Here is an 11937-nt window from a genome sequence, read left to right on the forward strand (position 1 = left end):
AAAAATTAGTCTTTGAAAAAAATAATCAAATCGCTTATCTTAACAACCTAACTGACACATTTAACTTAACGGACAACTTTAATACTTAAATTTTTACTGCCTGTCAGATTAAATCTTGACTACTACAGTAAATGTTATACTACATATTTTTTTTATTTTTGCAATACTAAAATGGGTTTTTTTGATCAGGCCACTTTTTAACTTGTTATTGCATAACTTTGTGTAAAGGTTGCTATTTTTTGATACGTCAATAAGTTTTGTAAATACTTTTATAATCCAGAGGAAATCCATTTAGCCTAATTTATTTCGGATAAATTTTAATAAATTGCTATGTTTAATATGCGCCATTTGTTATTAGTCCGTAACGTAGGATTGGCTAAATTTTGATCTATCCACTCCTGTTTTAGACGCAGTATGATCACCATATATCCTTTTAGACATGTCAGAAATTATTGCTAGTCTTGACATAGGTACCCGTAAAATTTGTGTAGTTATAGGCGCACAAAGCCAGTATGATGCCAATAAACTTGAGGTTTTAGGTATGGGCAGTGCAGCTTCAGATGGGGTGGTACGTGGTATGGTTGTGAATATTGATAAAGCAGCTATGGCGGTCAAGCAAGCACTACAAGCTGCTGAAGAGGATTCTGGTATCAATATCAATATTGTAAACGTGAATGTTTCTGGCAAGCATGTAACAGGTGCCTGCCACCATGGTAGCATTACGAGGGATTCGGTAGAAGAAGAAATTACAGTGGAAGATATCAAAAAGCTTACGGGTGATATGTATCGCATTGTGCCTCCCCTAGGTACGGAAATTGTGCATGCCATGCCGCAGGCCTATACCATAGATTATGAAATTATAACCCAGGATCCAGTAGGTATGTCAGGTGTGAAATTAGAGGCTAATTTTCATATCATTACGGCTAAAACGCATGCCATTCAAAACATACATAAATGTATTAAAAAAGCTGGTGTAGAAGTAGATATGGTTATCGCTTCTGCGTTAGCGGCTAGTTTGGCTATATTGAGTGATGAAGAGAAAGAGGCAGGGGTCTGTTTGATTGATTTTGGGGACAGTATGATTAACCTGGTGATATTTTATGATGCCATTATTCGGTATACTGCTACCATTCCACTTGGCGGCCATATGATTACTTCAGATATCCAACAAAGTTGTATGGTTATGGAGCGACAAGCAGACTTATTAAAGGTAAAATTTGGTAGCGTTGCACCCGATGCTTTGGCTGCTCAAGCAGTAGTAACCATTCCAGGATTGCGTAATCGTGCACCGAAAGAGTTGGTGATTAGTCATTTAAATAAAATTATACAAGCACGTGTAGAAGAAATCGTCACATTTGTCTATGAAGAAATGATACGTTCTGGTTTTTATGACAAACTAGTTGCTGGGATGGTCATAACAGGTGGAAGCGCTAATTTACCCGGTATGCAATCCATCCTTCAGCAAGTAACGGGTTTGGATACCCGTTTGGGTTTTCCAGATGAGTATTTAGAAGAGGGTAGTAGAAAACAATTGCGTGATCCTAGCTATGCCACTGCTGTTGGGCTTGCTTTAGCTGGATTTAAAACATTGGATTACAGGGAAGCCTACTATAGAGCAGCGCAATCTGCTGACTTGAATTTTATGAAAAAAAATATTAAAAAATCAAAAAAAAGTAGTTTTTCTTTTGCACGCATGATTACCAAAACGAAAGCTTTTTTAGTAGATGATTATGATGACAATTAGTAGGACACTAGACTGCTTCCGGAACCCGTTTAACTGCCTAGATATAGGTAGTTTCCGTACCTCGTTGTGTAAATTATGAAGGATATTACCTATAAGTTTGATCTGCCTGCTCACCACAAATCTATTATTAAAGTAATAGGGGTAGGTGGTGGGGGAAGTAATGCCGTAAACAATATGTATAAGCGGGGGATTAAAGATGTTTCCTTTATTATCTGTAATACAGATGTGCAAGCGTTACAGAGTAGCCCTATACCCATCAAGCTTCAAATTGGCGCGGCACTTACCAGTGGGCTAGGCGCTGGTGCCAATCCAGAGGTAGGGCGTAATGCTGCACTAGAAAGTAAAGAAAGCATTCGAGAATTATTGGACGATGAGACAAAAATGCTTTTTGTTACCGCTGGTATGGGTGGTGGAACCGGAACAGGCGCGGCCCCTGTAATTGCTAGTATTGCCCGTAAGCAGGGTATCTTAACGGTTGGTATTGTGACGCTCCCTTTTTCATTTGAAGGTAAAAAAAAGCATTTGCAAGCCCAAGAAGGCATTAATGAATTGCGGAAACATTGTGATACCGTTCTTATCATTTTAAATGATAAAATACAAGCCATATTAGGGGGCCTTTCTATTAGTGAGGCGTTTTTAGAGGCAGATAATGTGTTGACCACTGCTGCCAAAAGCATTGCGGAGATTATTACGGTACCTGGTTATGTAAATGTAGATTTTGAGGATGTCAAGACGGTAATGCAAAATGCAGGGGCAGCGGTTATGGGCTCTGGTGAAGCGGAGGGTGAAGGCAGGGCATTACAGGCGGCTGAAACTGCACTGGCCTCACCTTTGTTAGACTATACAGATATCCGGGGTGCAAAAAAGATCCTCTTATCTATTGTTTCTGGTAAAGCAGCCGAGCTACAAATGGATGAGTTAACCATTATTACCAATTATATACAAGAGCAGACGGGCAATGATGCGGAAATGATTTTTGGTCATGGTTCTGATCCAGAAATGTCAGAAAGCATTAGGGTAACGGTTATTGCTACTGGGTTTAATAGAGAAGAAGAGGTGGAAAATTACCATCTGTTTGAGGATCCAAAGCCGCATATAATGCACCTTGGTGCTGAAATGTCCCATCATCCACCATCTAGCAAGCAGGGATTGGCTGCTGATGCGGCCAAATCAGTGGTAGAGGTAACCTTACAATCTCCTAAAAAGAAGACAAAGGAAGCTGGTGAAGAACCTGCGGTACAATTACCCTTACCTTTTGGTGCGCCTCAGGAAGTAGCGCTGGAAACAAGTTGCCCATATGGGCATGCGGTGTCTACGCATGCCAAACCTGGCACACCACCCAGAAGCTGGGAAGATCGTTATGTAAAAGAACAGTTAGAGATTCCGACTTATGTAAGAAAAAAAGTAGCACTCGACCCTGTAGATGTAGAGACCCAAAAAAAGTGGACGCGTTATCGATTAGATGATATATTAGATAGCCCTGCTTCATAACTGGAGCAGATATGCAGTCGGATCCGCTGTGAAAAAAGTAAGCCAAAGATGCTTGATGCATTTGTGTAAATTTTTTAAAATGCTTAAATTGCCTATCCCTTAATTACGTTGGTGATGTAGCTCAGTCGGTAGAGCATCGGACTGAAAATCCGTGGGCCGGAGGTTCGAGTCCTCTCATCACCACTTTATACCTGTACAGTATACTGCTTGCCAAACGCGTTTATTACCCATACCAAGATGCTGAATCAACTTTTTTCTAAATTTTTTACTTCCAAGAAAGAGAAACAACGCCGTTTTTATAATCAAAAAGTAGCTGAGATCAATCAAAATTGTCAGTTATTCTCCTCTCTTTCCCATGATCAATTACGGGAAGAAGTTAGGGCTATTCGCCAAGAGATCGCTACATATTTGCAACCTATTACATCTGAAATAGAGCGACTCAGTAGGTCAACGGATGAGCAGCTGACCGATGCGTTGGCTATTGCGCATGCAAGCCTAGAGGGGTATAAGCGTTTGGAGCAGTTAAAAAAACAACATAAATCAGCGTTGGCTACCATTTTAGATCAGGTATTGGTGCGGGTCTTTGCCATTGTAAAAGAAACTGCGCGCCGTTTTAAGGATCATAGCCAGTTAAGGGTTGCTGCCAATGACCATGATCAAGCCATTGCTACCCGTAAGCCTTATGTAACCATAGCGGGCAATCAAGCCATTTGGCAAAATAGATGGCCCGTAAGTGAACACATCGTTGTTTGGGCAATGGTTCACTATGATGTGCAATTGATAGGTGGGATGGTTTTGCATCAAGGGAAAATAGCTGAAATGGCTACTGGTGAGGGTAAAACGCTGATTACCACACTAGCTGCCTTTTTAAATGCATTAAGCAATGAAGGTGTGCATGTGGTTACGGTAAACGACTACTTAGCCAAGAGAGATGCGGAATGGATGGCACCTATTTTTGAGTTTCATGGTTTTACGGTAGACTGCATAGATAACTACCCTGCTTACTCCATCGAGCGACAACGTGCCTATCAAGCAGATATTATATTTGGTACCAATAATGAGTTTGGTTTTGATTACCTCAGGGACAATATGGCAACAGATGCCAGTGACTTGGTACAGCGTGCGCACTATTTTGCTATTGTAGATGAGGTAGATTCTGTACTGATCGATGATGCTAGAACACCACTTATTATTTCAGGTCCTGTAGAAGAGAGTGATGAGCATATTTATAAAGAGTTGGCGCCTAAAATTGGACACGTTTATGGACTACAAAAGGAGCTAGTGATTAAGCTGTTGCAAGAAGCAAAGCAAAAAATCAAAGCAGGTAACGTAGAGGAGGGAGGGCTCGCCCTTTTTCGTGCCTATAGGGGGTTGCCTAAATACAAACCTTTGATTAAGTTTCTTAGCGAAAAAGGGATGCGCCAGATCCTGGATAATGTAGAATCTTATTACATACAGGAAAATGCGAAGATGATGCCTGAAGCAGACCAACCTCTTTTCTTTTCTATTGATGAAAGGCACAATAATGTTGAGATTACTGAAAAGGGGCTTACCTATTTAACGGAGCAAGAAAACGATCCCTCTTTCTTTCTATTACCAGATGTAGCCGCCCATATTGCAGCTATTGAGAATGATACGGCTTTGACCCATGAAGAAAGTTTAGCTAAGCGTGCTTATTTTCAGCAAACCTATAAGGTAAAAGCACAACGCATTCATGCTTTGCATCAGTTGTTAAAAGCATATGCCTTATTTGAAAAAGATGTCGCCTATATTGTAGCCAAGGGTAAAGTAAAAATTGTAGATGAACAAACCGGGCGCGTATTAGACGGCCGTAGGTATTCAGATGGTCTACACCAAGCTTTAGAAGCCAAAGAGGGTGTTAAGATTGAAAAACCTTCTCAAACCTATGCTTCCATTACCCTTCAGAGCTATTTTCATATGTATGATAAATTAGCGGGTATGACTGGTACAGCGGAAACAGATGCAGAGGAATTTTGGGATATTTATGGCCTTGCAGTAGTACCTATTCCTACCCATAGGCCACTGTTACGGGAAGATAGAGAAGATAAGATTTACAAAACAGTACGGGAAAAATTTAATGCCATCATTGAAGAAATTGTCGCCTTATCGAGTCAAGGAAGGCCGGTTTTAGTGGGTACTACTTCTGTAGAAATATCTGAATTGGTCAGTAAGATGCTTGCTTTTCGTAAAATTCCCCATCAGATTTTAAATGCAAAACACCATCAAAAAGAAGCAGAAATAGTGGCACAAGCTGGTATTGATGGTACCGTTACCATTGCCACCAATATGGCGGGTCGTGGTACCGATATTAAATTGACCCAACCCTCAAAAGAGGCTGGTGGGTTGGCCATTATTGGTACAGAGCGCCATGAGTCAAGGCGTGTAGATAGGCAGTTGCGTGGCCGCTCTGGACGACAAGGCGATCCAGGTTCTTCGCAGTTTTTTCTTTCTCTAGAAGATAGCTTAATGCGACTCTTTGGCTCTGATAGAATTGCCGCTATAATGGATAGAATTGGTTTAGAAGAGGGGGAGGTGATTCAACATAGTATGGTGAGTAGGTCTATCGAAAGGGCACAAAAAAAAGTAGAACAGAACAACTTTGCGATGCGCAAACGTTTATTAGAGTATGATCGTGAAATGGGTACCCATCGTGGTGCCGTTTATCAGCGGCGTAATCATGCCTTATTGGCTAAAGGCGTGGAGGTCGATATTATGAATATGCTCTATGATACCGTTAATAATATCATAGAGCATGAAGATAATAAACAAGAAGCCAGTTTTTTAAACCCCATTTTTTCCACTGTATTTGGCGAAACCTTTGCAGCATCATTTTTTGAAGGTAAAAAGAAAGAAGTGCTGATAGAGGCTATCTATCAGCAGCTGATACAGGTATATTACCAGCGCACTACAGCATTGCAAAAGCAGTTATTTTCCTATTTTACAGCATCTACTGTAGGCAATAGGGAGCGTTTTGAAGCCCCCTTTTTTGATGGAAAAATATATATTAGCGCTACAGCTTACTCTACTTCCTTTATGGAGTCTCGTGGCAGAGCGCTCATTAAAAACCTAGAATGCATGGTTGTCCTGCATGTCATTGATCAACATTGGAAAAGTCATTTACGGGTCATGGATGATTTAAAGCAATCGGTTCAAAATGCGATTTATGAAAGGCAAGATCCGATTATAACCTTTAAGTTTGAAGCCTACCACTTATTTAGAAAATTTATGGCTACCGTAAGCCAAGAAATTATTTCTTTTTTGTTTCATGCATCCCTTTATGTACAATTGCCATTAAAAGTTGATCCAGACGCGCAAGTAGGTAAAAAAGAGTAACAGGTATCATGGATGTCCTACTTATAAAGTTGCGCATACACTACTGAATACACGTTCATACAGCTGATAGGCATTGCGTTATGCATTCATATATCAACAGATGACACAATAAAATGATTCATATTCTAATAGATGGCCAAGAAAGGTCATTTCCCAAGGGGAGTACCGGTTTAGCTATTGCCCAACAAGTAGGAGTGCCCATGGATATTTTAGCCGTTCAGGTCAATGAAGAAGTCTATGATCTTGCGCGTTCTATTGAAATAGATGCCACCATTCGTTTCCTTAGATGGGAAGACGATGCAGGCAAGCAACTCTTTTGGCACTCTTCTGCCCACCTTTTGGCAGCAGCTTTGGAATGCCTTTATCCTGGTGTTAAATTTGGTATAGGTCCTCCCATCGCGCAAGGCTTCTATTATGATGTAGATTTAGGTGCCCATGCTGCTGATACCTTAGACCTAGAGGCCATAGAAAAAACAATCATTACGCTGGCGCAGCGAAAAGATCCATTTATCCGTCGGGCGGTTTCCAAACAAGAAGCGGTTGACTTTTTTACTAAAAAAGAAGACCCGTATAAGTTAGAACTACTAGAAGGGCTAGCGGATGGGACCATTACCTTTTACCAGCAAGGTGATTTTATAGATCTATGCAAAGGGGCCCATCTGCCCCATACTGGCTGGGTGAAGGCTGTTAAAATTTTAAATGTTTCAGGCGCCTACTGGCGGGGTAATCAAAAAAATAAACAGCTTACCCGTATCTATGGCATCACCTTTCCAACTAAAAAAGAATTGGTTGATTTTCTATATACTAGAGAAGAAGCCCAAAAAAGAAGTCATGTAAAAATAGGTCAAGCACTTGGCTTATTCACTTTTTCTGAGAAGGTAGGACTGGGCCTACCGCTCTGGTTGCCTAAGGGTGCGTTATTGTGTGATGCCTTGGTGCAATTCCTTAAAAAAGAGCAAATCAAGCGTGGCTATCAGCCGGTGATTACCCCTCATATTGGCCATAAGGCATTGTATATCACCTCTGGCCATTATGAAAAGTATCAAGCGGATTGTTTTCAACCCATTCGTACGGCAGAAGAGGAATATCTCTTAAAGCCAATGAATTGTCCCCATCATTGTGAGATTTACAACAGTGCACCCCGTTCTTATAAAGAACTGCCCATCCGTTTGGCAGAATTTGGAACCGTTTATCGGTATGAGTTACATGGTGCTTTGCATGGTTTAACTCGAACCCGTTGTTTTACGCAAGATGATGCCCATATTTTTTGCCGTTCCGACCAAGTGGCAGAAGAATTTGCTAAAGTAATTGATTTGGTCCTTTATATATTTGGTTTGTTGGGTTTTAAAACCTATACCGCGCAACTCTCTTTTAGAGACCCTAATAAGGATCAATATATCGGTCAGGCGGCAGACTGGGATTTGGCCGAAGCAGCGATTCAAACCATAGCCCAAGAAAAAGGTTTAGAAACCACTGTTGTGCTTGGGGAAGCAGCTTTTTATGGTCCAAAAGTCGATTTTATGGTAAAGGATGTGTTGGGGCGTAGTTGGCAATTGGGTACCGTGCAGTTGGATTACCAATTGCCTATGCGTTTTAATTTGACCTATATCGGCGCTGATGGCGGGAAGCATCGACCCGTTATGATCCATCGTGCACCATTCGGTTCCTTGGAGCGATTTATAGCTATCCTTATTGAGCATACAGGTGGCAAATTCCCGCTCTGGCTCGCGCCGGAACAAGTAGCCCTTTTATCGCTTTCTGAGAAATATAATGGTTATGCCGCAACTGTAGCGCAAAAGCTATTAGAAAAGGGTATTCGAGCCACATTAGATAGCCGAAATGAAACCATTGGAAAAAAAATTCGTGAAACCACCTTGCGCAAGGTTCCTTATATTCTAGTAGTAGGAGAAAAAGAAATGGCCAGTACAACCGTTGCTGTACGCCAACCAGATGGGCAAATCAGTATGGCTTTACATGACTTTATCCAGCAAGTTTGTGCAGAGGTAGCTAGGCCTTACTAACCCATGTCGTGCATAGATATTCTAATTTAGGCCATGCCTATAATTGGATGATGTCTATATAAAGTAAATAAGCTATGGAAAAGATCACCCCAAAAGTCGATTTAGCCTTCAAAAAAATCTTTGGTGTAGAAGAAAATAAGGATCTGCTGATTGCCTTGATCAATGCTACGGTTTCACCAGCAGATCAAGTGGTAGATGTGACCCTCTTAAACCCTTATAACCCTAAAAATTTTAGAACGGATAAGTTATCTATACTAGATGTAAAAGCCGTAAGTGAAACAGGGAAAAGGTTTAATATAGAGATTCAAATCACAGATGAAGCAGATTATGACAAACGTGCCTTGTATTACTGGGCTAAGTTGTATACAGATCAATTAAAGGTTTCACAGACTTATTCCACTTTAAATAAAGCAATAGGGATTCATATCCTTAACTTTACTTCTATAACCGATAGTCGAAAGTACCATAATGTATTCCATATTACTGAAAAAGAGAGTGGTATGGTCTACTTTTACGATTTAGAATTGCATACCATAGAGCTGGTTAAGTTCAGTAATGATCCCAAGGAAACGCTAGACACCCTATTGCAAAAGATCAAGAGTGCGCTAGACATTTGGACCGCTTTTTTGACCCGTAATGATTTACTTAATAAGGATGACTTACCAGCGCCATTCGCTAGCAACAGCCTAAAAAAAGCTTTGCATGTTTTAGAAACGTTAAACTTTACAGAGGAGGAAAGCATGGCCTATGAGGACCGCTTGAAATGGTTGAGAATAGAAGCGGGTACAATAGAAAAAGCTAAAAACGAAGGCATCCAAATAGGGGAAGCGCAAAGAAACATAGCAATCGCTAAGGCAATGCTACAAGAAGACGAGACTGTAGACAAGATTGTGCGTTTTACAGGTTTATCCATCCAACAAATAAAGCAACTCATATAGGCTAACTACATGTGATCACAAGTAGTTGTTTTTCAGTTTATCACGCACAGGTAAGGTAATCTATTCCTAAAATCATGACCATGCAATGGACCATATCAGAATTAACCGATCGGTTTAACGGAAAATGCTTAACTGGTAGTCCAGAGACCACTTTAACCCATCTCTGTACATTAGACGATGGATCACCCGGAGGGATTGGTTTTTTTGCCGATGCCAGATATACCGCTGCTTTTTATCGGACCCAAGCTTCTGCTGTTTTAGTAGCTAAAGATTTTACACCTGTTGCACCAGTAGCAGCTGCCTTGATTGGCGTTGAAGATCCATATCGCACTTTTTTCCTGCTTATCGAGGAAGTGCAGCAGCAGAGAATGGCTATGCAGTCCTGTATAGAATTTCCCTCTTATATAGGCAAAGCAGTTCAGGTAGGAGAAAATATTTATCGAGGTGCCTTTTCCTATATTGGCCACCATGTGGTCATAGGCAAAGGGGTAAAATTGTATCCACATGTCTATGTAGGCGACTATGTAACCATTGGAGACCATACCGTACTCTATAGTGGGGCTAAAATAGCCGCCTATACGGAAATAGGTAGCCGATGTGTCATCCATGCTGGTGCCGTAGTGGGTAGTGCGGGGTTTGGTTTTTTAACCCATCCAGATGGCAGCTACAAAGCGATCCCTTCGGTTGGTAAGGTACGTTTAGAGGATGAGGTGGAAATTGGTGCCAATACCACCATAGATGCGGCTACGGTAGGTAGCACCCTAGTAGGCAAAGGAACGAAAATAGATAACCTCGTCCAGGTGGCTCATAATGTGCAAATCGGCAAGCACACCGGTATTGCGGCACAGGTAGGGATTGCTGGATCCACTAAGATAGGTGATTATGGTCGATTGGGGGGGCAAACAGGTATTGCCGGTCACCTTCATTTAGGCGATCATATCACAGCCATTGGTCGAGCCGGCATTACCCGCTCTTTTCCAAAAGGCCATATTACCCTTTCCGGTACACCTGCTTTTGAACATAAAAAATTCTTAGCTTGCTATGCTCAATTTAAAAAGCTGGTACCAGAAAGAAAAACGTAGGGACCTCTGCAGTTTTGCTGATCAAGGTAAGGTATGTTTTAATGCAAACGTATAATAACTGTTTTATGAATGGCTAAGTGCCATTATACTCCTAATACATTTATACGGTACTTTTCTTGATAATCAATAAAATATATATTTTAAGTTGATCCCATTGACTGAACGGATGGCATTTTTGCTTTTTCTAAATTTTGTTTATTAATTATAATGTGGCTGGGCTGCTTTGCATTTGGCCGTTAAAGATAATTTGTTAGATGGGATCTGCATTTTACTACAGGCAGTAGGTATTAATCCCAATATACAAGATAATGATGGTTTTACTCCTTTGCATCTGGCAGTTGAACGTTGCCTTGACCTAGCGATGGATACCTTATTAGGATTTACTAACTCAGGTATTGATGTTAATGTACAAAGTAAAGATGGTCGAGCTCCTTTGCATATAGCATCTTACGATGGAAATGTAGAAATGGTTCAGAAATTGCTGAAGGTAGGAAATATTAATGTCAATCTACAAGAGTGTCGCGACTGGACCCCTGCGCATTTGGCCGTTTATTAGGGCCATCTAGAAGTAGTGCAAGCATTGCTGCAATCAGGAAAAATTGATCTCTATAAAAAATGCAGGTGGCCATACTGTGTTATAGACCTAGCCAAGATGCAAAATAATCGAGAGCTGTTAAAAATGATTTATAATTTTATTCAACATTATAGTCACGTAACCCCAAATAAAAAAATGTGTCTTGTAAAATATTTCGATTGGAAAGCTCGAGTTGATAGATGGATAGAAAAACAGCTGCAGAAAGTGCTAAAAGGGGCGGTTTTCTTTTAACGCAAAAACCAGTGAGTTGAATAGATACCAAGTAGATGGTGAGTATACTGCTCCGTGCATGGGGCCACTGATAAAAGCCTAGCACGCAGTAAAAATAATGAAACAATCTGATCTTACCTTAAGTTGATGTCATTGCGTGTGCATATACTAAATAGGTGGAAAAATTGATAGGTATGGATTTATAAAATCCATACCTATAATCATATAAGTTGCTCAATATGAGAAGAAGATAAGCCAGTAAGAAGGACAATGTCATCTATAGGATATCCTTTTTGAAGCATAGCTTGAGCGATTTCTATCTTACCCTCTATCTTACCCTCTATCTTACCCTCTATCTTACCCTCTATCTTACCCTCTATCTTACCCTCTATCTTACCCTCTATCTTACCCTCTATCTTACCCTCTTGTCTTGCTTGGTTTTTCATATAGTCTTCTACTGCTTGATTATCCATAATACGCTTGATCTCTTTCTCATAAGTTA

The 11937-nt window shown here is 40.6% G+C and carries 8 protein-coding genes, 1 tRNA gene and 1 pseudogene; 8 read left to right on the plus strand and 2 right to left on the minus strand.

Annotated features, from left to right (window positions below):
- Positions 1-439: 439 nt before the first annotated feature.
- From ftsA to NLX65_RS03935, 8 genes are all read left to right on the plus strand, one after another.
- A complete protein-coding gene (gene ftsA, locus NLX65_RS03900) occupies positions 440-1744 on the plus strand; it encodes a cell division protein FtsA (RefSeq protein WP_260537391.1) in 1305 nt (434 codons plus the stop codon).
- A gap of 75 nt (positions 1745-1819) precedes the next feature.
- Entirely contained in the window at positions 1820-3235 is a 1416-nt protein-coding gene (ftsZ, locus tag NLX65_RS03905) for a cell division protein FtsZ (RefSeq protein ID WP_260537393.1), read from the plus strand.
- A gap of 110 nt (positions 3236-3345) precedes the next feature.
- A tRNA-Phe gene (locus NLX65_RS03910) sits at positions 3346-3418 on the plus strand.
- Between the two features lie 54 nt (positions 3419-3472).
- Positions 3473-6589: a preprotein translocase subunit SecA gene (gene secA, locus NLX65_RS03915; RefSeq protein WP_260537395.1), complete on the plus strand. Its 3117-nt coding sequence runs from the start codon at positions 3473-3475 to the stop codon at positions 6587-6589.
- A 113-nt stretch (positions 6590-6702) separates the two neighbouring features.
- A complete protein-coding gene (thrS, locus tag NLX65_RS03920; protein ID WP_260537397.1) occupies positions 6703-8610 on the plus strand; it encodes a threonine--tRNA ligase in 1908 nt (635 codons plus the stop codon).
- 74 nt (positions 8611-8684) lie between these two features.
- Positions 8685-9548, plus strand: coding sequence for an Rpn family recombination-promoting nuclease/putative transposase (locus tag NLX65_RS03925; protein ID WP_260537399.1), 864 nt, complete (start codon positions 8685-8687; stop codon positions 9546-9548).
- Between the two features lie 74 nt (positions 9549-9622).
- Positions 9623-10630 (plus strand): UDP-3-O-(3-hydroxymyristoyl)glucosamine N-acyltransferase, encoded by a 1008-nt coding sequence (gene lpxD, locus NLX65_RS03930; RefSeq protein ID WP_260537401.1) that lies wholly within the window; start codon positions 9623-9625, stop codon positions 10628-10630.
- 223 nt (positions 10631-10853) lie between these two features.
- A complete protein-coding gene (locus NLX65_RS03935) occupies positions 10854-11186 on the plus strand; it encodes an ankyrin repeat domain-containing protein (protein ID WP_312025859.1) in 333 nt (110 codons plus the stop codon).
- A gap of 136 nt (positions 11187-11322) precedes the next feature.
- Here the strand turns inward: NLX65_RS03935 and NLX65_RS03940 are convergent, their stop codons facing one another.
- Positions 11323-11541: a hypothetical protein gene (locus tag NLX65_RS03940; RefSeq protein ID WP_260537405.1), complete on the minus strand. Its 219-nt coding sequence runs from the start codon at positions 11539-11541 to the stop codon at positions 11323-11325.
- 115 nt (positions 11542-11656) lie between these two features.
- Positions 11657-11937: pseudogene (locus NLX65_RS03945) on the minus strand (Rpn family recombination-promoting nuclease/putative transposase); the annotation flags it as partial.

Origin of the sequence: Candidatus Cardinium sp. TP, assembly GCF_025215055.1 — a bacterium.
Taxonomy (GTDB): domain Bacteria; phylum Bacteroidota; class Bacteroidia; order Cytophagales; family Amoebophilaceae; genus Cardinium.